This window comes from Providencia sp. PROV223, assembly GCF_028479245.1.
GTDB lineage: Bacteria > Pseudomonadota > Gammaproteobacteria > Enterobacterales > Enterobacteriaceae > Providencia > Providencia rettgeri.
In genome coordinates, this window is sequence record NZ_JAMPNG010000004.1 from 248936 (window position 1) to 275153 (window position 26218).

Below are 26218 nucleotides of genomic sequence, written 5' to 3' on the forward strand. Positions count from 1 at the left end.
AATATCAATTTTGGGAGGTGCTTATGCTCAATCAAGAACTGGAGCTTAGTTTAAACGTAGCTTTTACGAAAGCGAAAGACAGCCGCCATGAGTTTATGACTGTAGAGCACCTATTGCTAGCGCTACTGAGTAATATCTCTGCTCGCGAAGCTTTAGATGCTTGTAAGGTTGATCTTGTTGCATTACGTCAAGAACTTGAACACTTCATCGCGCAAACGACACCTTTGTTACCCGAAAATGATAGCAGAGACACCCAGCCTACGTTGAGTTTTCAGCGTGTATTACAGCGCGCCGTTTTTCATGTGCAATCATCTGGGCGTAACGAAGTTAGCGGCGCAAATGTATTAGTCGCAATTTTTAGTGAGCAAGAATCCCAAGCTGCGTACTTATTACGTAAACATGATGTTAGCCGTTTAGATGTGGTTAATTATATATCCCATGGCACGATAAAAGGCGAAGAGTCGCCATCAGAACAAGATATCCCCTCTAATAGCATGCAAAATGAAGAGCAGCCGGTCCCAGAAGACCATATGGACAACTTTACGACCAACTTGAACCAGCAGGCCAAGAAAGGGAATATCGACCCTCTAGTTGGACGTCAGGCTGAATTAGAGCGTACCATTCAAGTACTGTGTCGCCGTCGTAAAAATAACCCACTATTAGTTGGCGAGTCAGGTGTCGGTAAAACCGCGATTGCGGAAGGGCTAGCATGGCGTATTGAGCAAGATGATGTTCCTGACGTAATGAAAGGCTGCACAATTTATTCATTAGATATTGGCTCATTACTGGCGGGAACTAAATACCGTGGTGACTTTGAGAAACGCTTCAAAGCATTATTAAAAATGCTGGAAAAAGATCCGAAGAGTATTTTATTTATCGATGAAATACACACTATCATCGGTGCAGGGGCGGCCTCTGGTGGGCAAGTTGACGCGGCAAATTTAATTAAACCGTTGCTATCCAGTGGCCGAATTCGTGTTATTGGTTCTACAACATATCAAGAATTTGGCAGTATTTTTGAGAAAGACAGAGCATTGGCGCGTCGTTTCCAGAAAATTGATATTGTGGAACCAACTCCAGAAGAAACAATTCGCATCATCAATGGGTTAAAGCCTAAATATGAAGCGCATCATGATGTTCGGTATACCGCAAAGGCAATTCAAGCCGCGGTGGATTTATCTATTAAATATATCACTGATAGACATTTGCCTGATAAAGCCATTGATGTGATCGATGAAGCTGGTGCCCGAACGCGATTGGTTGCACCAAGTAAGCGTAAAAAAACCATTGGTGTACCCGAAATTGAAACTGTTGTGGCGCGTATCGCCCGCATTCCTGAAAAAACCGTTTCTTCAAGTGATAAAGACAAACTCAAGACACTCGACTCTCGTTTGAAAATGTTAGTGTTTGGGCAAGACAAAGCGATAGATTCGTTGTCTGAGGCAATTAAAATGAATCGGGCAGGTTTAGGGTTAGAAAATAAACCGGTGGGTTCTTTCTTGTTTGCAGGTCCGACGGGGGTGGGTAAAACGGAGGTCACTGTTCAGTTAGCCAAAGCGCTGGATATTAAATTATTACGTTTTGATATGTCCGAGTATATGGAGCGTCATACTGTTAGTCGTTTAATTGGGGCTCCTCCTGGCTATGTCGGCTTTGATCAAGGCGGTTTACTGACTGATGCAGTTATTAAACATCCTCACTCAGTGGTGCTGTTAGATGAAATCGAAAAAGCCCATCCTGATGTGTTTAATATCCTCTTACAGGTAATGGACCACGGTACTTTAACGGATAACAACGGCCGTAAAGCAGATTTTCGAAATGTTGTTGTGGTAATGACAACCAACGCAGGGGTACAAGAAACTCAGCGTCGTTCTATTGGTTTTGCTGAGCAAGATAATAGTACTGATGCGATGTCAGAAATCAAAAAGGCATTCTCACCAGAGTTTCGCAACCGCCTTGATGGTATCATTTGGTTTAACTCATTAACTCCGGAAATTATTACGCAAGTTGTTGATAAGTTCATTGTGGAATTACAAGTTCAACTTGATGAGAAAGGCGTATCAATTGAAGTTAGCGCGGCGGCTCGCCGTTGGTTATGTGAAAAAGGTTATGATAAAGCGATGGGTGCCCGACCTATGGCTCGCACCATTCAGGATAACCTGAAAAAACCATTAGCAAACGAGTTGCTATTTGGTTCACTAACGAATGGTGGCTCTGTAAGTATCGGGCTTGATGAAAAAAGTAACACACTGACATACAGCTTCAGTAGCGTGCACAAGGCCTCTCCGGAGGATGCGGTATTCTGACGAATAGACCACAGGTGTATCAATGCACCTGTGGTTGTCAGGCCTTGCCTGAAGCGAATATCAACGGCTACGGAAAATGATTCGGCCTTTGCTCAGGTCATAAGGTGTTAACTCTACAGTTACCTTGTCGCCTGTCAGGATGCGGATATAGTTTTTACGCATTTTTCCAGAAATATGAGCAGTCACCACGTGACCGTTTTCCAGTTCAACACGGAACATTGTGTTTGGCAGGGTATCTAAAACTGTGCCCTGCATTTCAATATTGTCTTCTTTGGCCATCTAATCCTCTAAGTTTAATAACCGTGATTTTTAACGGGCAAGATAATGCCCAAAAACCCGCACTAAGTAAAGAAGTGTCGCATTTTAACGCGATCTTTATTTTTAAGTGAAGGAATAAAATTAATGTAAAACCAAAATTCATTAATCGAAAATTGGCGGTATTTCAATCGATTGCGGTATCCAGCAGGCGGGGTCAATCGCTTTGTCACGCCACCGATAAAGAATATGTAAAAAATCCCTACGGGATATCTCTTTTGCGCCCATTGAGGCGGTATGGTGGTTAAGTACCTGACAATCAAAAAGTTGCCCATTATAGCGCAAAAAATGAAAATAGAACGTAATAAAAGCAAATTTGGATGCATCATTCATTCTACTGAACATAGATTCCCCACAAAATAGGTGCCCCATGTTCACACCATACAGGCCTCCAACGAGTTTATCGCCATACCAAGCTTCAATGGAATGAGCCATTCCTGCTTGGTGTAATGCCAAATACCCAGCTTGAACTTCGGGTAAAATCCATGTGCCTTCTTGGCGTACAGAACAAGCTTCAATAACTTGCTTGAATGCATGGTTAACGGTAATGCGATAAGTCTGCTTTTTTAATACTTTTTTCATTGACCGGCTAATATGAAGCTCACCAACCATGAGTACTGCTCTAGGGTCCGGAGACCACCATAAAGGCATCTCTCCAGGATTAAACCAAGGAAAGATACCATCATAATAAGCGGCTTGCAGCCTTTTTGATGAAAGATCTCCGCCAATCGCTAATAAACCATTGGGCTCCCGCATGGCTTCAGACACGGGAGGGAATAAATAGGAGTCGTCATCTAATTGATACATATACGCCTCAGAGCGGTTGCTGTGCCCAGTGGCGCTGGCGGAACTGATAATACTGGCCTTGCATGCCTAACAGCGCTTGATGAGTACCTTGTTCGATGATTTTACCATTATCCATCACACAAATGTTATCCATTTCCTCTAAGCCCTGCATGCGGTGAGTAATGACAATTAATGTTTTATCAGCACATTTTTCTTTGAGTAGTGCTAAAATCTGTTGTTCTGTATGCGCATCAAGCCCTTCCGTTGGCTCATCCATTAGAATTAATGGGGTATTATGTAACAAAGCACGGGCAATGCCTAAGCGGCGCTGTTCCCCACCTGAAAGCTGTCGACCGCCTTCTCCCATCCATGCATTAAGCTTTAATTCGTTTTCTAATAAATTGCCCAAGCCAACTTGTTGCAATACTTCATTTAATTCGATATCAGTCGCTTGTTCATTGGCGAGTAATAGATTATTGCGTAATGTATCACTAAAGACATGAACCCGTTGTGGCACAACAGACATCATATTGCGTAACGATTTTTCGCTAAATTCGTTAATAGGCGTGCCATTTAAGTAGATGGTTCCGCTATCAACATCCCAAGCGCGAGTTAATAATTGAAGGAGTGTTGATTTACCGCAGCCAGTTTTACCTAATAAAGCAAGGTGTTGGCCTTTATTTAACGTTAAAGATACATTGTGAAGAACGGCAAATGGCTGCTCTGGATAGGTAAATGAAATATTGTCGACAGTCAGGCTTTCCAATGTTGCGATTGAAGGGCTTTCACTTGGGAAAGTTACCTCCGGTTTCGCGGTCATTAATTGGGAAACGCGAGTAGCAGACGCAATCACCTGCCCCATATGTTGAAAAGCTACCGCAACTGGTCCTAGTGCTTCGAAAGCAGCCAGCGCACAGAAAACAAACAAAGCAATGAGAGCCCCCGGTTTAGTATCCCCGCCCACATGGTCGGCAGCCATCCAAAGAAGTAGTGTCGCAGTCACACCAGAGGCAAATAAAATAATGGCTTGAGATAGCCCAGTAAGTGCCGCTTGCTGTTGTTGGCGTATTTGCCATTTGTTTTCAATATTAAGCAAGTTTTGACGAAAACGGTCAGTGGCGCCAAACAATGTTAGCTCAGCTTGCCCTTGCAGTGCAGAGGTTAAAATAGTGCGATAACTTCCACGTAATTCGGTTAGTTCACGGCCGATGGGTTTGCCAGCACGATAAAATATAAATGGCATGGTAAACAGTAAAAACAGCATGATGCCACCCAGTGTCCACGCAAGACGAGGGTCGAGGTAACTTAAACCAAAAATAAGGACAAAGGTAACAAAAAATGCAGTAATGATCGGCGATAAAACACGTAAATAGAGGTGATCTAGAGTTTCTACGTCAGCGACGAGGCGATTGAGTAACTCCCCTTGACGGAAACGACTGATACCACCCGGTGAAAGGGGTAATACTTTACTAAAAGCAAAAACTCGCAAATGAGCAAGCACCTTAAAGGTGGCATCATGACTAACTAGACGTTCTCCATAGCGACCAGCGGTACGAAAAATAGCGGCGCCACGGACACCTGCTGCGGGTAACATGTAATTAAAATAGTAAAGACCCGGAAAACCAGCAATTGCGGTTCCGGCTAAAAACCAACCGGAAAGGGTAAGTAAACCAATACTCGCCAGTAAGGTCACAATCGCTAAGATGATACCTAATGTAATTAAAAACCAATGGCGGCGGTAAAGGGCTAAGAAAGGTAATAAAATTTTCATTATCAAAGCTCCTCACTGCGATGGGCAAGTAACTGGGCAAAAGCGCCTTCTGATTGACTTAGTTGTGTGTAATTACCTTGCTGAATGATTTGACCATTAGCCATTACCCAAATTTGGTCATAATCAAGGGTTTCTTCCAGCAAATGGGTGACTAAAAGGGTTGTTTGCTGACTTGATAGCTGGTTAAGTGTTTGCATGACACGTTGCTCACTGTGGGAGTCTAAGCTCGCAGCGGGCTCATCTAGAAGTAGCATACGAGAAGGTTTCAACAGGGTTCGTGCAACGGCAACACGTTGAGCTTGTCCGACCGAAAGGCGGGCGGCATAGTCACCTAATTTGGTATTTAGACCGTCAGGCAAATGGGCTAAGAACTCGGAAACATATGCATTATCAATAGCCTGTTGAATTTCTGCCTCTGTAGCATTTGGCTTGCCTAAACAGATGTTTTCAACCAGTGTTTGCTCTGGAAGGTGAGGGTTTTGCCCAACCCAACCAAGTAATTCACGCCATTTATCAGGGCATAATTCACGAAGTTCAACACCATTGACGGTGATGGAGCCACGATAAGGTAAAAAGCCTAACAATAAATTGAGTAATGAGCTTTTCCCTGCGCCACTTTGACCAACAATCGCAATACGCTGTTGTGGTTCAATATTGAAATCTAATGGCCCAGCAAGGCGCACGCCATCATGGGATAAAATTTCTAATTGTTTAGCCTGAATATAGATAGCATCATCGCTCAGTGTTTGGGTTCCTTGTTGAGTGTTTTGTTCTCCATCACTGTTTAACAATGTTTCGAGTGTTTCAGCGGCACCAACAGCTTGTGCTTTGGCGTGGTAGTATGTGCCAAGATCTCGTAGTGGTTGGAAAAACTCTGGAGACAGTATCAGGGCAAGAAAACCGGCAAATAGTGTGACAGGTAGACCGTAGCTACCAAAGTTCATTTCACCTAGGTAAGAAAAACCAAAATAGACGGCAACAACAGCAATAGAAATCGATGCAAAAAACTCAAGTACACCAGAAGATAGAAATGCCATTCTTAGTACTTCCATCGTTCTAGAACGAAAATCCTCTGTTGATTCGCGAATTTGCTTAATTTCTGCTTTTTCACGAAAAAATAACCGCAAGGTATCAAGGCCTCGTAATCTATCGAGAAAACTACCGCTTAAACGGCCTAATGCAATAAAATTACGGCGGTTAGCATCCGCAGCGCCTAACCCGACTAATGCCATAAAAATAGGAATTAGCGGGGCAGTGACGAATAAAATAAGTGCAGCAGCCCAGTTAAATGGGAAAATAGCAATCAGGATCATAATGGGGATGATCCCCGCTAAATACATTTGTGGAAGATAGCGTGAATAGTAGTCTTGCATGTCTTCAATTTGTTCAAGAATAATCGTAGCCCAGCTACCCGCTGGCTTACCTTTAACCCAAACAGGGCCGAGTTCTTGGAGTTTATCGAGTACCATGGTGCGTATTTCTTGGCGCACCACTTGGCCACAACGAAAGCCAACACGTTCTCGTATATAGGTGACAATTGCACGTAAGACGAAAACGCAAATCAGAAGAATAAAGGGAGTTAATAGCTGTTCTCGAGGAACGTTATCCATAATCAATGCTTGTAAGATAACAGCTAAGAACCAGGCTTGAGCAATAATCAGTAATCCGCTCAAAATACCTAGTAACATAGAGATCCGCAACCAGCGCTTGGCAGGGGCACTGTGTTGTTTTAACCAACGTACCAATTCAGTCTGTCTTGATTTATCCATAATGATTTAGTTAGCAGGTGTAGTTTTAATGTCATTGAGTATAGTTAGGAAATACCAACCTAACGTTGCTTTTACCATGCGCTATATTGCAGTTGGACTATTTTATACCGCATGAGAACGATAATTTTTTGATCTGGTAACGCAATTGGTGGTTATAAGGAAATCTGCGTTTTTGATCTTACCCATAAATTCGGGTACTAGGGTACATCATAACAGTTTCACCACGATATGTTACATAATAAAAGTGGGTTATTTACGGTGAGTTGTGTTTTGTTATTAAATTGTTTTGTAAAGGTAAATTTAATATTTCAGTAAGGTTTGGAATGTAATAATCTTGAGATGTTACTGTATTTTTACGTAATGAAAAGGTGACTTAACAAAGAAATGTTAAGCCACCTGCATTTTTAATTAGTATTAAGAAGTGGGGTCTATCATTAACCATTCTTTGGGTTTTAGTTTAAAGTTTCCTTTTAATAAATTATCCCAAGCCTGATCTTTTTCTTGCATGCTATTAAATGTGCGAGTTTGCGTATCCATTAACTCCCAGGTCTGTTCCGTTTGTTGCCATATATTGCAATCAATACTCGAACTACTTGGGTAGGAATAGCACATAACTACATCATTTTGGTTGTTTTGGTTTACATCGGCCATAAAGCCCACACATGGGTATGGGTCATATTGTGAAGTGCAATACCACGCACTGCTAACATTTTCTCCGAGATCGAACCAGCTGTCTGGTATTGTGGGGCTATTTTGAGCCTGAATTAATACTGATTTCAGTGGTTTGCGCTGTTCTTCTTCATAAGGGCTAGTTTGGAATAGTTTTTGATATTCAGGGTTGTTATTGAGTTGCTCAAAAGCCTGTTGCCCTTTTTCACCTAATTGTTTTAAGTCATAAGCTAGCGAGCTATTGACTTTAATTTTGCCATTTTCAACGCCAGCAAGAATACTGTTTAGTGTGATACGTTTAAAATCAGCAATAGGGCTGTTAGTGACCAATATAATGGCAATTAGAGACAAGACCCCCGCTTTATTGATAAACCCTAAATAGGACATCCAAGCTGATCTTTTATAAATAATGGCAATACTGTAAGCAAAAACCAATACAAATAGAAATAAGGCAATAGTAAATGCATACAGGCGTTCAACGCTCCAACTATACTGGTTTACTCGTACCAGAATGCCATAGAGGGAAAGCACTGAAAATGCATTGAGTAGAATAATGCTAACTAAGACAAAACCATTTAGACCTGTACGGTATTGATATTGGCTAGTGCCATCGCCATACACAAAATTGATGAAAATGAGGTTTAAAATTAAAAACCATAGCATCACCGCGGAGCCTAAATTCGTGGAGCTTAAACCTGAAAAGTAGGAAACAACAAAACCACCTAAGAAAATAACGGCAACAATATTTAAGAGGGGTAAGAAAAAACGAGCAATAAAGCTAGCAAAATTACTGAGCTGTACATTTAGTGTTGCCCGTAAAAAAACTAAACTCACGTTGAAGCCAAGTGCAAAGCTCACCCAGTAGATAACGTCGTTATCAAGAGCTTCACTCAAAAAATTAAGGTTAACAATATCAAATAGGAAACTGGCTATTTTTATGATTAGAGTTAGCAACCCACCGATAGCAGCAGCTAGAACACCTAAAAAGGTATTTTTAATATATAGCCCCATTAAGCAACCGTAATCGATTTTCCATGTTCTTGTTACTTGCCACAGTTGCATCCAAGGAAGCATAAAAAAGAACAGGACGGTTAGGGTGATAAAGGCGAAGAATGGGTCTGTATCTGCAGGATTTTTAAAGTCTTGGGCATGCCAGTAATTGAGCCAGAAAATTAACCCAATAATAACGACGATGTTGAGATAAAAAATACCGGATTTTGCATTGGTAATTAGGTAACTTATTGCTGAAGGAACAAAAATAGCAAGCAAAATAGGCAGATATAGAGTGGTCGTGCTTAATTGGCTTTCTATACGGATGGCGTAATCAGTGGTGGCAGTGATGACGATGCCTTGCATCACGGCAAGTATGACAATAATAAAATAAGAATAACCGCGAATGGCATCACGTTCTAATTGTTGCCCCATACCTACACCTATATTCGTAAATGTTATGTAAAAACAGTATAGGGAGTATTCGAGAAGTACAATATAAACTTGCTCTTAAAAATATATGTAAAACCAATAGTTAAGATGGGTAATATCAGTAACAAAAAAGGCTTCAATTGAATAAACATTGAAGCCTATTTAAATCACAATAATTTATTGATTATTTAGATGCTAAGCCATCAAGATAACGCTCTGCATCTAAGGCGGCCATACAGCCTGTGCCCGCAGAGGTAATGGCTTGACGGTAGATGTGGTCCATGACATCACCGGCAGCGAACACACCTTCAACAGAGGTTTGGGTCGCATTACCTTGGGTGCCTGATTGCACTTTAATATAACCGTTGTCTAAATCGAGTTGACCTTCAAAAATGCCCGTATTTGGACTGTGGCCGATGGCAATAAATGCGCCCATAACAGGGATATCTTCTGTTGCGTGTGTTTTAGTACACTCTAAGCGCACACCTGTAACCCCCATGTCATCACCTAAGACTTCATTTAATGTACGGTCGGTATGCAGGATAATATTACCGTTTTCAACTTTATCCATTAAACGGTTAATAAGGATTTTTTCTGCACGGAAGCTATCACGGCGATGAATTAAATGGACTTCTGATGCAATATTAGAAAGGTACAGCGCTTCTTCTACCGCGGTGTTTCCACCACCAACGACAGCCACTTTTTGATTACGATAGAAGAAACCATCACAGGTTGCACAAGCTGAAATGCCACGGCCTTTGAACGCTTCTTCTGAAGGCAGACCGATATAACGTGCGGAAGCGCCTGTCGCAATAATTAAAGCATCACAGGTATATTCATTTTCATCGCCAATTAAACGGAAAGGACGTTGTTTTAAGTCCACTTTTTGGATATGGTCAGAAATGATTTCAGTATCAAATTTTGACGCGTGCTCATGCATGCGTTCCATAAGCCCTGGACCGGTTAATCCTTCTGGGTCACCAGGCCAGTTTTCAACTTCAGTTGTGGTGGTCAATTGACCGCCTTTTTCCACCCCAGTAATCAATGCTGGGTTTAAGTTTGCACGTGCAGCATAGACAGCCGCAGTATAGCCAGCTGGGCCAGAACCAAGAATGATTAACTTGCGATGTGTTGTTGTGCTCATGAATTCCTCTTTAATCTAAAAAGCATTTATCAGATTGTAGGAGAAATAAGAGGCTAACAAAAGTGGTTTAAGTGCGACTTAGTTTCATTTGGCTTATTTCATTAATAGGTAAAACCGACAAAATGTAAAAAAGTGTGACAAAAAGTTGCTTGTGTCACGCATCACAATTTTTAGGAATTATCTTGAATTAAGGCTGCGAAACGTTTTACTGGAAAAAAAAGCGAAATCTTGTACTGATTTTTATTCATTTGCTTTGACAATCGGCTGCGCATTTGCGAAAACATCAGTGTAAGAGTTAATTATCTAGCGGATCAATGGAAATGGCGCATTTTTGTTCTCACTGGAAAATTAACTTTACACTACTTACAAATTTAAAATACAAGTAAAAATTGTGGGTGATAATTACATTCACACTAACTTCAGCATTACGAACAAAATTTGCTCCTGAACACGAATTCCTAAATAAAAAAGGTGGTGGCTAAGGTGCTTATTTTTAGATGTAGAAAATAACAATTAGAGAAAGAGAGATAAAGAGATGATTGACAATAAAAAGCGTCCAGGCAAAGACCTTGACCGTATCGACAGGAATATATTAAACGAGCTACAAAAAGACGGGCGAATTTCTAACGTAGAATTATCTAAACGAGTTGGTTTATCCCCAACACCTTGTTTAGAGCGTGTGCGTCGTCTTGAGAGACAAGGATTTATCTCTGGCTATACGGCGTTATTAAACCCACATTACTTAGATGCATCTTTACTCGTGTTTGTTGAAATTACACTCAACCGCGGTGCAGCTGATGTGTTTGAGCAATTCAATACTGCAGTTCAAAAATTGGAAGAAATTCAGGAATGTCACTTGGTTTCTGGTGACTTTGACTACCTGTTGAAAACGCGTGTGCCAGATATGTCCGCATATCGTAAACTGTTAGGTGAAACTCTGTTACGTTTACCAGGTGTAAACGACACTCGCACCTATGTAGTTATGGAAGAAGTTAAACAAAGCAATCGCTTAGTGATCAAAACTCGCTAATCAGAGCTTTTTAACCTCGCTTCAGCACAGCATTTCAGCTTTGTTGCCGCACTGCAGTTTCAACGCTGAGTTTACTCAGCGTTGTTCCGTTTTTCTCACCTCATTTGCTGCTAGATAAAAACGTAATGTCTCGTCTTTAAAAGGCATTGTCTGACCGCAATCCCAGTCTTTCTGTGTTATCTTGCAAAAATTACTTAGCAATTGATAAATTTTATTTTCAATTTATTGATTCTAAAGCTATAAATATTTAGGACTTTTGATGAGAAATAGAAATTGAATCGTCATACATTAGATGGAATACTGCACCTTAGCGTTTTCATAATGCCCTGATTTACCTTAGATGTTGTAAAGCAGGCAGAGTCAGTCGTTTAATGGTAGAATAAACCTAGGTTAGTCAAGAACATCAGTTAGCAAAGAAACAATAATGAGCCAAGAATATACAGAAGATAAACACATCAAATTTAAAAAACTAAGTAGCGGAAGGCGGCTATTAGAGGTTATTTTGCTCGCAATATGCTTGAGCGCACTCTTCTTAATGGTGGCTTTATTGAGCTTCAGCCCTTCAGATCCAAGCTGGTCACAGACAACTTGGAATGCCCCAGTGAAGAATTTAGGGGGAAGTGTTGGTTCATGGAGCGCTGACATCCTTTTCTCGGCTTTTGGTATTCTTGCATTTGCTATTCCCCCCTTATTACTTCTAGGGTGCTGGGCGATTTTTCAATACGAAAGTCAGCGCCGATATATTGACTTTTTCTCTTTATCATTAAGATTAATCGGTGGTTTAGCACTTATTTTATCCTCTTGTGGACTCGCGGCTCTCAATTTTGACGACTTACCTAACTTCGCCTCTGGTGGAGTGATTGGCAGTGTATTTAGCAGTGCCATTATGCCGTGGTTCAATTCATTAGGCGCTACGTTAGCATTGCTATTTTTATGGGCAATAAGCTTTACCCTGTTTACTGGGTGGTCATGGCTTACAATCGCAGAAAAAATTGGTGCGGCTGTGCTTCTCCCAATTACGTTGCTGACAAATCGAGCAAGGGGAGATGATTTAGATAACTATGATTATGACGTTGAAGAGACTGAAGGGGCTTTACAGCGTGCGCAAGAAGCTGAGCACAGGGCCAATGACGATCTAGAAAATATTGATGCGGATGATATTTTATTTTCTGCTCCCACAGTGGCTGAATTAGTCACTGAAATCGCTCCAACAACGGAAAAAACGACGAATGAAGCGATGACAGCGACAGAAAACGCAATCCCATTGGTGAATCAAAGCGTGTCTGAGCAAGTTCCAGTAACGGCCTTCTCTGCAGTGGATGAGCCGAGCACATATCATTTTGAAGTACCTGAAGATTACCAGCCTAAGCTTGGTACTGGTTTTGATACAACTTCAGATACCGTTAATGAGCCGTTAGCTCAAGCGTCGCCATATGTTGCACCAGAAGAACAGCTGTTTAGTGTTCAGCATAATCAACAATCAGAACCACAAAAACAAGGTAATACCGCTTACCAAGAGTATTCGGATAAACAAGAAACGCCTGTTCAGCAAGCGGCTTTTGAATCACAAACTCACTCAGTTCCACCATTTGACACTACCAATATAACGCAAAGTGTTATTCCTTCATCAGTCACTGAAAGGGTCTCTAACCCTGCGGCATTAGCAGCTGCGGGTATTTCAGTGGCTGCGCTGGAACGTCATGCTCAGGTTAAACAAAATATGGAACCAGAGCTTCCGCGGCCAAACCCTGTTCGCTTACCGACTCGTCGTGAGTTATATGGTATTCGCATTCCATCGTTACGTGATGCAGAACTACAGCGGCGTGAAGAAGAAGCCTCTAAACGTGAGCAGATATATCAGCAGTGGTCTGCGAGTGAGTCTGAGCAACTTGAAACTGATGATGAAGCACAACAAGGTGAATTACTACGAGCACAGTTTTTAGAGCAGCAACGTGAACGTTATGGTGAAGTTGATGAAACGGATTATGAAGCGCCATTAAATAGCGTACATTCAGATGAAGAACCATTACAAAATGAGCCAATGACAGAAAATAAAATCAGCTCATTTACACAGCCAGAAATTGAACACCGTTGGGCGTCGGCTTCACAACAGTCCAATAATACGCATACAATTCCAGAGCCTGAGGAAGTTGCGCCAGTCGTTGATAATGGCTATCAGCCTCAGTTCACGCAAGAGTATTCTTCGCAAGTACAAGAGGACTTTGAGCCTAGAATTGATTTAAGAAAAGAGTTCTCTGTACTGGATAGTTTTACCCCTGTTGATGATTTGGTTGACAACGAGCCTGCTGACCCATTATTTATGCCGTCATTTAGTACGTCTTCTGTTCCACCTACGGCTCCGCAAAATAATATTGATAATATTGCTGAAGGGCTTGGCAACTCACCAGCAGTAACACAAACTTTTGCGCAGCCACAGCAGCCACAGCAGCCACAGCAGCCACAGCAGCCACAGCAGCCACAGCAGCCACAGCAGCCACAGCAGCCACAGCAGCCACAGCAGCCACAGCAAGATAGCTTATTCCACCCGTTCTTAGTGCGTAATGACCAACCATTACCGAAACCAACAACGCCAATGCCATCTCTTGATTTGCTGGCAAGCCCGCCAGCGCAAGAAGAGCCAGTGGACATGTTCAAACTAGAACAAACAGCGAGGTTGATTGAAGCGAGGCTCAATGATTATCGTGTTAAAGCCGAAGTAGTTGGGTTCTCTCCAGGCCCTGTCATTACTCGGTTTGAGCTTGATCTAGCGCCGGGAGTAAAAGCAGCAAGGATATCTACATTGTCACGTGACCTTGCTCGTTCGTTGTCAACCGTAGCCGTACGTGTTGTAGAAGTGATACCGGGCAAACCTTATGTAGGCCTAGAGCTCCCTAATGAGAAACGGCAAACTGTTTACTTGAGTGAGGTATTAGATTGCGATGACTTCCGCAAAAATCCATCTCCTCTCACTATTGTCTTAGGGAAAGATATTGAAGGCGATCCTGTCGTTGCTGATTTAGCAAAAATGCCACATTTACTCGTTGCGGGGACAACCGGCTCTGGTAAATCTGTAGGGGTCAATGCAATGATCCTCAGCATTTTGTATAAAGCGAAACCAGAAGATGTTCGCTTTATCATGATTGACCCGAAAATGCTCGAATTATCCATTTATGAAGGTATCCCGCATCTATTGACAGAAGTGGTTACTGACATGAAAGATGCGGCAAATGCCTTGCGCTGGTGCGTGAATGAAATGGAACGTCGTTATAAACTCATGTCTGCATTAGGGGTACGTAACCTAGCGGGTTATAACGACCGCATCAAAGCGGCAGAAGAAATGGGCCGGCCAATTCCTGATCCGCATTGGAAACCTGGTGATAGTATGGATACAGAGCATCCAATGCTGAAAAAAGAACCTTACATTGTTGTCATGGTTGATGAGTTTGCTGACTTAATGATGACGGCAGGTAAAAAAGTGGAAGAGCTAATTGCACGATTGGCGCAAAAGGCACGTGCAGCGGGTATCCATTTGGTATTGGCAACCCAACGACCATCGGTTGATATTATTACAGGGTTAATCAAAGCAAATATTCCAACGCGGATTGCATTTACGGTATCCAGTAAAATTGACTCGCGCACGATCCTTGACCAAGGCGGTGCGGAGTCTTTACTCGGTATGGGGGATATGCTGTATTTACCGCCAAACTCTTCAATTCCAGTGCGGGTGCACGGCGCCTTTGTCCGTGACCAAGAGGTTCATGCCGTTGTGAATGATTGGAAAGCTCGCGGTAAACCACAATATATTGATAGCATTACAACCTGTAGTGATGATAGCGAAGGCGGTGGTTATGATAGTGGTGGCGAAGAGCTCGATCCACTGTTTGACCAAGCTGTTGAGTTTGTTGTTGAGAAACAACGAGTTTCCATTTCTGGGGTTCAACGCCAATTCAGGATCGGTTATAACCGTGCTGCAAGGATTGTTGAGCAAATGGAGGTCCAAGGCATTGTCAGTGAGCAAGGGCACAATGGTAACCGTGAAGTTCTTGCTCCTCCGTCAATGGGACATTAATAATTTAGTGTGCTGATTGCTGGTTTAATTTAAGGGGTGTATAAAGACGGGACGCCTCTTAAGGTAATAATTTTAAGGTCTTTCATCGATGAAAAAAATGATGTTATTGGGTGCGTTAGCCCTGAGTTTACATATTGGCCAAGTATTGGCAGACGCAAGCGAAGACCTTCAAGAACGTTTGAATAAGGTCAATAGCTTCCAAGCTAGCTTCTCGCAAAAAGTGACAAGTCCTGAAGGGGATTTGATTCAAGAAGGTGTTGGAGATTTATGGCTTGAGCGCCCAAATTTATTTAATTGGAACATGACATCACCGGATGAAAGTGTACTGGTGTCAGATGGAAAAAATTTGTGGTTTTATAATCCGTTTGTAGAACAAGTGACCGTAACTAATTTAGCGGATGCTACGCAGGATACGCCATTTCTACTAATTACACGTAACGACCCGAAAGATTGGAAACAGTACTCAATCATCCAACAAGGAAATACGTTTGATTTAAAACCAAAACAAACTAATGGAACTTTAAAACGTTTTTCCATTACAGTTTCTCCCCAAGGGACGATTGAGCAGTTTTCAGCGGTTGAACAAGATGGCCAAACCAGTGCTTATCAATTAAAAGAGCAAAAAAATGGTCGCGTTGATGCAAGTAAATTCAAGTTTACTGTGCCAAAAGGTGTCACTTTAGATGACCAGCGCTCAAACGCAAAATAAGCTTGATTAGAAAAAATATTAACCAGCAACATGAGTATTTGCTGGTTAATATATAGGGTATTTTAAGAGGTAAAAAAGAGGATATAGTGGGTAACCTGTCTCTTGATTTTTCGCAGAATGAATTTCAACCTTTAGCAGCAAGAATGCGGCCTGAAACCCTTGAACAATATATTGGCCAAAAGCATTTATTGGCAGAGGGCAAACCGTTACCGCGTGCGATTAAAGCGGGTCATCTGCACTCCATGATTTTATGGGGGCCCCCAGGAACAGGCAAAACAACCCTTGCTGAAATTATTGGCAATTATGCACAAGCCGATATTGAACGCATCTCAGCGGTTACCTCTGGTATTAAGGAAATCCGAGAATCCATTGAAAAGGCTCGGCAAAATCGTAGTGCAGGGCGAAGAACCATTTTATTTGTGGATGAAGTTCATCGTTTTAATAAAAGCCAGCAAGATGCATTTTTACCGCACATAGAAGATGGCACGATTACATTTATTGGTGCGACAACAGAAAACCCATCATTTGAATTAAACTCTGCGTTGTTATCACGTGCTAGGGTGTATTTGCTTAAATCTCTTGAAGAGAATGATATTGAACAAGTATTGCTGCAAGCGCTGGCAGACTCATCTCGTGGCCTTGGTGGGCAAAATATTGTTCTACCTGACAGCACGCGCAAAATGGTTGCTCAGTTGGTTAATGGGGATGCTAGGCGTTCATTAAATCTGCTGGAAATGATGGCGGATATGGCCGAAGCGGATGGCCAAGGGCAGCGTATTTTAACCGCTGATTTATTAAAAGAAGTCAGTGGTGAACGAACCGCAAGGTTTGATAACAAAGGCGACCGTTATTACGACTTAATTTCTGCGCTGCATAAGTCTATCAGAGGATCAGCACCGGATGCCGCACTATATTGGTTTGCAAGGATCATCACTGCGGGTGGTGACCCTTTGTATGTTGCTCGTCGGTTACTTGCAATTGCATCAGAAGATGTGGGTAATGCGGATCCTCGTGCGATGCAAGTAGCCATTTCAGCTTGGGATTGCTTTACTCGAGTGGGGCCTGCCGAAGGTGAGCGTGCAATTGCCCAAGCCATTGTTTATTTAGCTTGTGCACCAAAAAGTAACGCGGTTTATACCGCCTATAAAGCTGCGATTAAAGATGCACAAATGCAACCGGATTACGATGTGCCAGAACATCTTCGAAATGCACCAACTAAACTATTAAAAGAAATGGGAGCTGGGAAGGAGTATCGTTATGCGCATGATGAACCTAACGCTTATGCGGCAGGGGAAAACTATTTTCCTGAACCTATGCAAACAACACGTTATTACTACCCTACGAAACGGGGTCAAGAAAGCAAGTTTGCTGAAAAACTAGACTGGTTAGCCCAACAGGATCAAATTAGCACCACAAAACGCTATCGCTAAACTGGGCAATGCGGTAAGGTTATATAGCGAAATACTTTACTTTATTTGTTGTGCTGGAATGCACCTCAAAAAGTATCATTAATTACTAACAATAATCACAGGATAAGCATGCTCGATCCCAATTTACTGCGTACGGAGCTAGACGCGGTTGCTGAAAAACTGGCTCGCAGGGGTTTTACCCTTGATGTGGAAAAGCTGCGTGAATTAGAAGAACGCCGCAAAGTTTTACAAGTTGAAACTGAAACCCTGCAAGCAGACCGTAACTCGCGATCGAAAACTATTGGTGCGGCAAAAGCACGTGGTGAAGATATCGAACCATTACGTCTAGAAGTTAACCAATTAGGCGAAAAATTGGATTCTGCAAAAGCGGAGCTTGAAAAGCTGCAACAAGAAATCCGTGATATTGCCTTGAGTATCCCGAATATCCCTGATGATCAAGTACCTGACGGTAAAGATGATTCTGACAACGTTGAAGTGGCTCGTTGGGGTGAGCCTCGCCAGTATGATTTCGAAGTTAAAGACCATGTTAGCCTTGGTGAGCTATCTGGCGGCTTAGACTTTCCAGCTGCGGTAAAACTGACGGGTGCACGTTTTGTTGTCATGAAAGGGCAAATTGCTCGTATGCACCGTGCATTGGCACAATTCATGCTTGATTTACATACTGAACAACATGGCTACCAAGAATTGTATGTTCCGTATTTAGTCAACCATGACACGCTTTACGGAACTGGCCAATTACCAAAGTTTGGTGAAGACTTATTTCATACTAAACCACTGGAAGAAGAAGCAGACAGCAGCACTTATGCTTTGATTCCAACAGCTGAAGTACCTGTGACTAACTTGGTTCGTGATGAAATTTTAGATGAAGACTCACTTCCTCTGAAAATGACAGCACACACACCTTGTTTCCGTTCTGAAGCGGGATCTTATGGCCGTGATACACGTGGTTTGATCCGTATGCACCAATTTGACAAAGTTGAGTTAGTGCAAATCGTACATCCAGAAAAATCTATGGATGCATTGGAAGAGCTGACTGGCCATGCAGAGAAAGTATTACAATTACTGAACTTACCTTATCGTAAAGTGATTTTATGCACCGGTGATATTGGTTTTGGTTCACGTAAAACTTATGACTTAGAAGTATGGCTACCAGCGCAAAATACTTATCGTGAAATTTCATCTTGTTCAAACATGTGGGATTTCCAAGCGCGTCGTATGCAAGCTCGCTTCCGCGGTAAGAGTGATAAGAAAACACAACTTGTTCATACTCTGAATGGTTCTGGTTTAGCGGTTGGTCGTACATTGGTGGCGATTTTAGAAAACTACCAATTAGCAGATGGCCGTATTGAAGTTCCAGAAGTATTACGCCCATACATGAAAGGGTTAGAGTACATCGGTTAATTTCCGTTACTTCTTCAAAAGTAAAACGCGACTCATAGTAGTCGCGTTTTTTTTGCAAATTTAAAGCATTTTGAAAACGTATCCTCAGGCTAAACCTGATCCCCCCTCAATATTTTCCAAATAGCACTATTCAATGTAGGACATTACTCTACGGTAAAGTAAATTTATCGGAGCGAAATAAATGGGTGTAATTATTGGTGTTTTCTTACTAGCAGGCCTTGTAAAAGGGGTGATTGGGTTAGGGTTACCGACAATCGCAATGGGGTTATTAAGCACGTCAATGGAGCCTGCTGCCGCTGCTAGCTTGTTAATTATTCCCTCGTTAATCACGAATATATGGCAATTATTGATTGGCCCACAATTTATGGCACTAATCAAACGGCTCAGTGGTTTTATTATTGGGGTGGTACTTGGCACCATATTCAGTTTTTTACCTTCTTTAACCTCAGCATCTGGTTGGACACTACCTGCACTTGGTTTCGTGCTTATTATCTATGGAATATGGGGGTTAATCGCAAAAAAAATGCCATCATCCAAGAAACATGAAATATGGCTTTCACCAATAGTGGGATATATCACAGGTGTGATTACGGCTGCTACGGGTGTATTTGTTATTCCAGCAGTCCCTTATTTGCAAACCTTAAAATTAAATAAAAATGAGCTTATTCAGGCTCTAGGGCTAGCATTTACCGCATCAACAGTTGCATTAGCAATCAAGTTATCCATTGACCAGCAACAATATGATATTAATTGGAGTTTATCTGCCTTTGCCTTAATACCAGCTATTGGTGGAATGTACCTTGGTCAATATTTTCGCAAGATTATTAGCGAGAAATTATTCCGTCGTTGCTTTTTTATTGGTTTGATCGGATTAGGAATTTACATGGCGACAAAATTAGCCTTCAGATGACCAGTTAATTAAGAAATTAACAAACTCGTTAGTGTAATCAGGTAATTGGTTGAAATCTCGTGCACAGATAACTAATTTTCGGCATGCCCAAATCTCAGCCAATTGCACTATTTTACTCGCAGAGAGCTGGCTACGCTGTGCCGCTTGTTTGGGAATAATGGCTATGCCAATGCCATCATTAACTCCTTGCATTACAGCATCTAATGTTGGCATACGTACCCGGTAGTTTAGCTGCTTACCTTGCTGTTTGGCGTTATTGTCAATATGTTTTTGTAATGGGTTATCTTCCATTAAACCAATAAATTCAGCATCAATAATGTCAGAAAATGGAACATTTTCTCGGTTTGCCCAAAGGCTATCTTTATGGACAAAAACAACTAATTCATCTGAGCTGAATGGCCGGATATCCAGCCCGGTGAGATCAGTAGAATCTGCGATAACACCGATATCAGCGATTTTATTTCTGATTGCAGTGACGATATTAGTACTTGGCTTTTCCTTCACTGACACAGACATCGCAGGGTGCTGGCGTAAATAAGCACTAACACGGGCAGGTAAAAACTCCATTTGAGCAGATGTATTACAAAGAATATTAATATGCCCACGCAGGTGTCGACTATATTGCTGCAGTTCATCTTGCATTACTTCAATTTGCTGCAAAATTGTTTTCGCATGCTCAATAAATGTATGACCTGCATTTGATAATGAAACCCCTTTTACTGAGCGAACAAAAATATCTACGTTTAATTCATTTTCTAACCCACGTATCCGTTCACTTGCAGATTGCAGTGTAAGATAAGTTAGTTTCGCTCCATGGGTGATGCTCCCTGCATTAGCGACATTAACACATAGTTTTAAATCAGTAATATCGAAATACATGGAAAACAGCTCCAATTTATGAAAGGAAAGAGGGAGATTACTATTTAAAGGAATATATGTGAATTTGTATGGGATAGCAAAAAGGAAAGCAATTGCTTTCCTTTTTTAGATTAAATCATTTAGCAAAGTCGTTAAACCATCACATTTTGGTTTATTTTACTTGTGAGAAAAACAGGCTGCGGTAGCTGCTGTAATAGCAAACATACATAATTGGCATAGAAACTAATAAACCTAAACCTAAAGGAATTACTGAAATTATCATTAAGATTGATAAAACGATAAAGAACAGGAGACCTGGCAGGATATTTTTCTTAACAGCTTGTAAGCTTGCAGAAATTGCAGCGCCAACAGTGAAGTCGTGGTTCATAACCAATGCTGGAGCAAACCATGTCAAGGCAGTACCTACTAACGCAGCAACGGCCATGATAATAATTGCAAAGAAGAATGTACCTGAAGATGCAAGAATAGCCGCATCAGATGGTGAACCATATTGGTTGCTTTCCATCAATAAACCAAACATAGCAGAACCACCGATAATAAATGCGATGATCATGCCTACTAAGTTAGCCGCAAAGTTGATGGCTCCAACGGCAAATAGGGTACCGAATTTATTTTGGAAACCAGCAAATAATAACCCAATTTCTGCTTGGCCAGTTTTACGTTGATTTTCACTGATAGCGATAATACCACCAATAAAAATAGGCGTAATAAAAGTAATCAGTAAGTTCAAGAATGGGATCATTGAGATGATAAAGATCACCGCAAACAGAACGATGTTAATTAGGATCCACATTCCCAGCTTTTCTTTAACAAGAGACCATGATTGGCTGATCCAGTTAACACCTTCACCTGCATCTACTGTGCGAGGTTCTGCGTGAAAAACGAATGTATCGGCTTGAGTTTGTGCGTTAATTGTAGGTGCAGGGTTGTTATCTGCACTGAAGTTTTCATTATTCATGATAAAAAAGGAACCTGTTAGTCATAGTGAATTAGCAATATATTATTATTAATAAGTTTTCTGAGTTTATACTCATTCTTGTAACTTATCGGCAGTAGTATGCAGATAAGTTAGCTTATTATAAAGCAGACAATTCTGGTAAGGTATTGTTGATTAAAATTTTCTTGTATAAGATATTTTTTATCGTAATAAGACCATTGTCTATACCTTAATGTATTGAATAGAATATAAGTATTTAATAGTACAGTGAAAAAGACTTTTTTTTTATTCTATACAGTAAGAGCAAGTCATAACTTAATAGTGAAGAGTAAATTAAATAATCATTATTATTAATACGTAAGCAAAATGCCATTTACCCAGCGGTTAAATGAGCGATATGGGGTAAGCATCCAATGGCTTAATCTCTTTTAGTACAAACATACTTTGCATTTCTTTGATACCCGGTAACCGGCGAATAACCGTCATCGCGAAGTCGGCGTAGGAGTCTAAATCATGAGATACAACCTGCAATAAAAAGTCGGTATCACCACCAATACTGTAGCAAGCGACAACATTTTCGAGCTCAGTCACTTCTTGTTCAAATTTTTGAGCTTCAGCCTCGCTATCGCTATCAATAATAACGCGAACAAATACCATCACACCTAAGCCAATTTTTTTACGATTGAGAATAGCGCGATATCCTTCAATAACATGTTCTTCTTCTAGCTTTTTAACTCTTCGCCAACAGGGAGAGGCTGACATGCCTACTTTTTCAGCAAGAACTTGATTCGTTATTCGAGCGTCATCTTGTAGTAATTTCAATATTTTTATTTCTGTCTTATCTATTGCCATAAATGAAAGCCTTGACCTTAAAATCGCATAAAATAGGATAAAATTGCCTAAATTTTAGCGTGTAATGACTGAGTTAGAAAGCCTATTTCTTTCTTTAAATGCAATAATAATGAGGTGTTTTAGAACAATAACAAACAGTAAAAGGGAAAAGAGAGATGATTTTTAATCCAACAGAACACCGTTGTGCCATCGTGGTAAACCAAAACTTATCGAATGGTTTAGCGATGAATGCAGCGAGTGTAATTGGTGTGAGTTTAGGAAATAAAGTCAATAATATGGTAGGGAATGATCTTAATAGTTTGGATAATATGAATTACCCAGGGGTGATTTATGCACCATTACCGATATTAAAATCCGCAGAGCAATATATGAAAGAGATTGAAGTGGCAGCTTACCAGAAAGATGATATTTATATCATTCCTTTTAGTTTGCTCGCTCAATCTTGCCGTACTTATGATGAATATCAGCAGAAATTATCTGAACAGCAATATAAAGATATTCAATTGGCAGGGATAGGCTTGGTGGGAAATAAAAAAGCAGTTACTCAGTTAATTGGCCATTTACCGCTTTTCAAATAAATAAGAGGCTCTGCAAAGAGCCTCTATAATTTTAGTACATCACTTTGTGACCATAACTTTCAAGAATGCTTTTGACTCGTTCCATCACTTCTTTTGATGGTGGTCTAACGCCATCTAGCTTGTATTCTTCACCCATAGTTTCCCATTTGTGTTTACCAAGCTCATGGTAAGGTAATAATTCGATTTTCTCGATATTGTTCATATCTTTGGTAAATTCGCCCAGTAAATGTACTGAATGGTCGTCATCGCTCCAACCCGGCACGACAACATAGCGTACCCAGGTTTTTTGGTTGCGTTTGGCAAGGTAACGGGCAAATTCCAAAGTACGGTGATTAGAAACACCCACTAATTTTTGATGAATTGCATCATCGATTTGTTTTAAATCAAGCATCACTAAGTCAGTGACATCCATCAGTTCATCAATCACTGGGTCGTAGCGGCGCACAAAGCCATTGGTATCAAGGCAAGTATGAATATTTTCTTTTTTACATGCGCGGAACCAGTCACGAACAAATTCGGCTTGTAAGATAGCTTCACCACCAGAGGCGGTAACGCCGCCGCCAGTCGCGTTCATAAAGTGGCGATAGGTCACGGCTTCTTTCATTAATTCATCAACAGTGACGATATTGCCACCATGGGTGTCCCAAGTATCGCGGTTATGGCAATACAGGCAGCGCATTAAGCAGCCTTGGAAAAAGACAATAAAACGGATCCCTGGACCATCGACCGTTCCGCATGATTCAAATGAATGAATGCGGCCGAGTGTGGTTGGGGTTTCTGTCATATTAGTTATCGCTATTGTTTTGGTTTTTGTATCATCGATAGACATAGCAGGCACTCCAAAATATCTGTCATACCGCAAACTTTAGAGAAAAAATATCGTTGCTGGTATAGATAAAAAGACCCCATAAAGCGGGGTCTTTAATTTACTTTATTTTAATAAGCTAATTATTACATTGTGCTTGTGAAAGTACGAGTAATAACGTCTTGCTGTTGTTCTTTAGTCAGTGAGTTGAAACGTACAGCATATCCCGATACACGAATAGTCAGCTGTGGATATTTCTCTGGGTTTTCCATTGCATCTAACAGCATTTCACGATTCATAACGTTAACGTTTAAGTGCTGGCCGCCTTCGATAGACGCTTCGTGGTGGAAGTAACCATCCATCAGACCGGCTAAGTTAGTTTTACGAACGTCATCATCTTTACCTAACGCATTTGGTACGATAGAGAAAGTATAAGAAATACCATCTTTCGCGTAAGCAAATGGCAGTTTAGCAACAGAAGTCAGTGAAGCTACCGCACCTTTTTGGTCACGACCGTGCATTGGGTTTGCACCTGGTCCGAATGGTGCACCTGCACGACGACCATCTGGTGTGTTACCTGTTTTCTTACCATACACAACGTTAGATGTGATGGTCAGGATTGACTGAGTTGGTACCGCGTTACGGTAAGTAGGCAGTTTCTGAATTTTCTTCATGAAACGTTCAACTAAGTCACACGCGATATCATCTACACGAGAGTCGTTGTTACCAAATTGAGGGTATTCACCTTCGATTTCGAAGTCGATAGCAATACCGTCTTCGTCACGAATTGGTTTAACTTTCGCATATTTGATTGCAGACAGTGAGTCAGCAGCAACAGATAGACCCGCGATACCACAAGCCATGGTGCGATATACATCACGGTCATGTAACGCCATCAGTGAAGCTTCATAGCTGTATTTATCATGCATGAAGTGGATGCAGTTCAGTGCAGTGACGTACTGAGTTGCTAACCAATCCATGAAGTGGTCCATTTGGTTCATCACAGTATCGAAATCTAAGACTTCGTCCATGATTGGTGTATGTTTAGGACCTACTTGCATTTTCAGTTTTTCATCAACACCACCATTGATGGTATACAGCATGGTTTTCGCTAAGTTTGCGCGAGCACCGAAGAACTGCATTTGTTTACCAACAATCATTGGGCTGACGCAACATGCGATTGCGTAGTCATCGTTATTGAAGTCTGGACGCATCAGGTCATCATTTTCATACTGAACTGATGAGGTATCGATAGACACTTTTGCTGCGAATTTTTTGAAATTCATAGGCAGTTTTTCTGACCACAGGATAGTCATGTTTGGCTCAGGAGATGGGCCCATGGTATACAGTGTGTTCAGGAAACGGAATGTGCTTTTCGTTACCAGAGTACGACCATCAAGGCCCATACCTGCTAATGACTCAGTTGCCCAGATTGGGTCACCAGAGAACAGCTCATCGTATTCAGGAGTACGTAAGAAACGTACCATACGCAGTTTCATGACTAAGTGGTCAATTAATTCTTGCGCTTGTTGTTCGGTGATTTTACCTGCTTCTAAGTCACGTTGGATATACACGTCTAAGAAGGTAGAAACACGACCAAATGACATTGCAGCACCGTTTTGTGATTTAACAGCGGCTAAGTAACCGAAGTAAGTCCACTGTACTGCTTCTTGTGCGTTTGTTGCTGGTGCAGAAATATCGTAACCGTATTTTGCAGCCATTTCTTTCATTTGACCTAATGCACGGTGCTGTTCAGCAATTTCTTCGCGCAGTTGGATAGTCATTTGTAAGTCTTCACCTTTTTCTAATCTTTCTTGCAAAGAGGTGAATTGGTTAAATTTGTCTTTCATCAGGAAATCAATACCGTACAGTGCAACACGACGGTAGTCACCGATGATACGACCACGACCATATGCATCAGGTAGACCCGTTAAGATACCTGATTTACGGCATTTTAAGATGTCTGGTGTGTAAACGTCGAAAACACCTTGGTTGTGAGTTTTACGGTATTCAGTGAAGATTTTTTTGATTTCAGGGTCTAAAGTGCGGTCGTAAGCTTTGCATGAGCCTTCAACCATTTTGATACCACCGAACGGGATAAGACCTCGTTTCAGAGGTGCATCAGTTTGTAAACCAACAATTTTTTCTAATTCTTTAGTAATGTAACCTGCATCATGGGAAGTGATGGTTGAAGCGACATCTGTGTCAAAATCAACTGGCGCATGAGTGCGGTTTTCGATTTTGATCCCTTCCATGACTTTATCCCACAACGTGTCAGTTGCTGGAGTAGAGCCTGCTAAGAAAGATTCATCACCTTCATATGGAGTGTAGTTTTTCTGGATGAAATCACGTACGTTGACGTTATTCTGCCAGTCACCTTGGTTAAAACCTTGCCATGCTAAAGCGAATTTTTCATTTAACTCGGACATGATACTT

The 26218-nt window shown here is 41.3% G+C and carries 19 protein-coding genes; 8 read left to right on the forward strand and 11 right to left on the reverse strand.

The annotated features are described in order from the left end of the window. Window positions 1-23: 23 nt before the first annotated feature. A complete protein-coding gene (clpA, locus tag PR767_RS07445; RefSeq protein WP_109911024.1) occupies window positions 24-2306 on the forward strand; it encodes an ATP-dependent Clp protease ATP-binding subunit ClpA in 2283 nt (760 codons plus the stop codon). A gap of 60 nt (window positions 2307-2366) precedes the next feature. On the opposite strand, the gene infA is transcribed toward clpA, so the two are convergent. The 6 genes from infA to trxB form a co-directional block, all read right to left on the reverse strand. Next, window positions 2367-2585 carry a translation initiation factor IF-1 gene (gene infA / locus PR767_RS07450; RefSeq protein WP_004244560.1) on the reverse strand — a complete coding sequence of 73 codons (219 nt, stop codon included), beginning with the start codon at window positions 2583-2585 and terminating at the stop codon, window positions 2367-2369. Window positions 2586-2726: 141 nt separating this feature from the next. Then, window positions 2727-3428, reverse strand: coding sequence for a leucyl/phenylalanyl-tRNA--protein transferase (gene aat / locus PR767_RS07455; protein WP_004256353.1), 702 nt, complete (start codon window positions 3426-3428; stop codon window positions 2727-2729). Window positions 3429-3435: 7 nt separating this feature from the next. Then, complete coding sequence (gene cydC / locus PR767_RS07460; RefSeq protein ID WP_004909441.1) at window positions 3436-5178, reverse strand: heme ABC transporter ATP-binding protein/permease CydC; 1743 nt, start codon at window positions 5176-5178, stop codon at window positions 3436-3438. Window positions 5179-5180: 2 nt separating this feature from the next. Further along, window positions 5181-6947 carry a heme ABC transporter permease/ATP-binding protein CydD gene (gene cydD, locus PR767_RS07465; RefSeq protein WP_272520076.1) on the reverse strand — a complete coding sequence of 589 codons (1767 nt, stop codon included), beginning with the start codon at window positions 6945-6947 and terminating at the stop codon, window positions 5181-5183. A 414-nt stretch (window positions 6948-7361) separates the two neighbouring features. Further along, on the reverse strand, window positions 7362-9041 hold the full coding sequence (locus PR767_RS07470; protein WP_272520077.1) for a DUF7057 domain-containing protein: 1680 nt from the start codon (window positions 9039-9041) through the stop codon (window positions 7362-7364). Between the two features lie 181 nt (window positions 9042-9222). Then, window positions 9223-10182 (reverse strand): thioredoxin-disulfide reductase, encoded by a 960-nt coding sequence (gene trxB, locus PR767_RS07475; protein ID WP_272520078.1) that lies wholly within the window; start codon window positions 10180-10182, stop codon window positions 9223-9225. 535 nt (window positions 10183-10717) lie between these two features. Between trxB and lrp the strand changes: the two genes are divergently transcribed. From lrp to PR767_RS07505, 6 genes are all read left to right on the forward strand, one after another. After that, window positions 10718-11212 (forward strand): leucine-responsive transcriptional regulator Lrp, encoded by a 495-nt coding sequence (lrp, locus tag PR767_RS07480; RefSeq protein ID WP_004256338.1) that lies wholly within the window; start codon window positions 10718-10720, stop codon window positions 11210-11212. 424 nt (window positions 11213-11636) lie between these two features. Further along, window positions 11637-15281: a DNA translocase FtsK 4TM domain-containing protein gene (locus PR767_RS07485; RefSeq protein ID WP_272520079.1), complete on the forward strand. Its 3645-nt coding sequence runs from the start codon at window positions 11637-11639 to the stop codon at window positions 15279-15281. A gap of 88 nt (window positions 15282-15369) precedes the next feature. Further along, on the forward strand, window positions 15370-15990 hold the full coding sequence (gene lolA, locus PR767_RS07490) for an outer membrane lipoprotein chaperone LolA (protein ID WP_004909466.1): 621 nt from the start codon (window positions 15370-15372) through the stop codon (window positions 15988-15990). 86 nt (window positions 15991-16076) lie between these two features. Continuing rightward, entirely contained in the window at window positions 16077-17420 is a 1344-nt protein-coding gene (locus tag PR767_RS07495) for a replication-associated recombination protein A (protein WP_004909469.1), read from the forward strand. A 108-nt stretch (window positions 17421-17528) separates the two neighbouring features. Further along, complete coding sequence (serS, locus tag PR767_RS07500; RefSeq protein ID WP_004909472.1) at window positions 17529-18821, forward strand: serine--tRNA ligase; 1293 nt, start codon at window positions 17529-17531, stop codon at window positions 18819-18821. Between the two features lie 181 nt (window positions 18822-19002). After that, window positions 19003-19731, forward strand: coding sequence for a sulfite exporter TauE/SafE family protein (locus PR767_RS07505; RefSeq protein WP_196718689.1), 729 nt, complete (start codon window positions 19003-19005; stop codon window positions 19729-19731). Here the strand turns inward: PR767_RS07505 and PR767_RS07510 are convergent. The 3 genes from PR767_RS07510 to PR767_RS07520 form a co-directional block, all read right to left on the reverse strand. After that, window positions 19717-20610 carry a LysR substrate-binding domain-containing protein gene (locus tag PR767_RS07510; protein ID WP_272520080.1) on the reverse strand — a complete coding sequence of 298 codons (894 nt, stop codon included), beginning with the start codon at window positions 20608-20610 and terminating at the stop codon, window positions 19717-19719. The genes PR767_RS07505 and PR767_RS07510 overlap by 15 nt on opposite strands. Window positions 20611-20761: 151 nt before the next feature. Beyond that, complete coding sequence (locus PR767_RS07515) at window positions 20762-21568, reverse strand: BPSS1780 family membrane protein (protein WP_004909482.1); 807 nt, start codon at window positions 21566-21568, stop codon at window positions 20762-20764. Between the two features lie 363 nt (window positions 21569-21931). Beyond that, window positions 21932-22399 (reverse strand): Lrp/AsnC family transcriptional regulator, encoded by a 468-nt coding sequence (locus PR767_RS07520; protein WP_004909485.1) that lies wholly within the window; start codon window positions 22397-22399, stop codon window positions 21932-21934. Window positions 22400-22554: 155 nt separating this feature from the next. On the opposite strand from PR767_RS07520, the gene PR767_RS07525 reads away from it, so the two are divergent. Next, window positions 22555-22977 (forward strand): DUF2000 domain-containing protein, encoded by a 423-nt coding sequence (locus PR767_RS07525; RefSeq protein WP_004909488.1) that lies wholly within the window; start codon window positions 22555-22557, stop codon window positions 22975-22977. 31 nt (window positions 22978-23008) lie between these two features. Here the strand turns inward: PR767_RS07525 and pflA are convergent, their stop codons facing one another. Continuing rightward, window positions 23009-23761, reverse strand: a complete 753-nt coding sequence (gene pflA, locus PR767_RS07530; RefSeq protein WP_042851778.1) for a pyruvate formate lyase 1-activating protein — start codon at window positions 23759-23761, stop codon at window positions 23009-23011. Between the two features lie 167 nt (window positions 23762-23928). Next, on the reverse strand, window positions 23929-26211 hold the full coding sequence (gene pflB / locus PR767_RS07535; protein WP_109911031.1) for a formate C-acetyltransferase: 2283 nt from the start codon (window positions 26209-26211) through the stop codon (window positions 23929-23931). Window positions 26212-26218: the final 7 nt, after the last annotated feature.

Coding starts and splice junctions, on each gene's coding strand:
- cydC (WP_004909441.1), bottom strand. CDS start 5,178: ATGAAAATTTTATTACCTTTCTTAGCCCTTTACCGCCGCCATTGGTTT.
- aat (WP_004256353.1), bottom strand. CDS start 3,428: ATGTATCAATTAGATGACGACTCCTATTTATTCCCTCCCGTGTCTGAA.
- PR767_RS07520 (WP_004909485.1), bottom strand. CDS start 22,399: ATGGCAATAGATAAGACAGAAATAAAAATATTGAAATTACTACAAGAT.
- serS (WP_004909472.1), top strand. CDS start 17,529: ATGCTCGATCCCAATTTACTGCGTACGGAGCTAGACGCGGTTGCTGAA.
- pflB (WP_109911031.1), bottom strand. CDS start 26,211: ATGTCCGAGTTAAATGAAAAATTCGCTTTAGCATGGCAAGGTTTTAAC.
- infA (WP_004244560.1), bottom strand. CDS start 2,585: ATGGCCAAAGAAGACAATATTGAAATGCAGGGCACAGTTTTAGATACC.
- cydD (WP_272520076.1), bottom strand. CDS start 6,947: ATGGATAAATCAAGACAGACTGAATTGGTACGTTGGTTAAAACAACAC.
- PR767_RS07515 (WP_004909482.1), bottom strand. CDS start 21,568: ATGAATAATGAAAACTTCAGTGCAGATAACAACCCTGCACCTACAATT.
- PR767_RS07510 (WP_272520080.1), bottom strand. CDS start 20,610: ATGTATTTCGATATTACTGATTTAAAACTATGTGTTAATGTCGCTAAT.
- PR767_RS07485 (WP_272520079.1), top strand. CDS start 11,637: ATGAGCCAAGAATATACAGAAGATAAACACATCAAATTTAAAAAACTA.
- PR767_RS07525 (WP_004909488.1), top strand. CDS start 22,555: ATGATTTTTAATCCAACAGAACACCGTTGTGCCATCGTGGTAAACCAA.
- lrp (WP_004256338.1), top strand. CDS start 10,718: ATGATTGACAATAAAAAGCGTCCAGGCAAAGACCTTGACCGTATCGAC.
- PR767_RS07470 (WP_272520077.1), bottom strand. CDS start 9,041: ATGGGGCAACAATTAGAACGTGATGCCATTCGCGGTTATTCTTATTTT.
- pflA (WP_042851778.1), bottom strand. CDS start 23,761: ATGACAGAAACCCCAACCACACTCGGCCGCATTCATTCATTTGAATCA.
- PR767_RS07505 (WP_196718689.1), top strand. CDS start 19,003: ATGGGTGTAATTATTGGTGTTTTCTTACTAGCAGGCCTTGTAAAAGGG.
- lolA (WP_004909466.1), top strand. CDS start 15,370: ATGAAAAAAATGATGTTATTGGGTGCGTTAGCCCTGAGTTTACATATT.
- clpA (WP_109911024.1), top strand. CDS start 24: ATGCTCAATCAAGAACTGGAGCTTAGTTTAAACGTAGCTTTTACGAAA.
- trxB (WP_272520078.1), bottom strand. CDS start 10,182: ATGAGCACAACAACACATCGCAAGTTAATCATTCTTGGTTCTGGCCCA.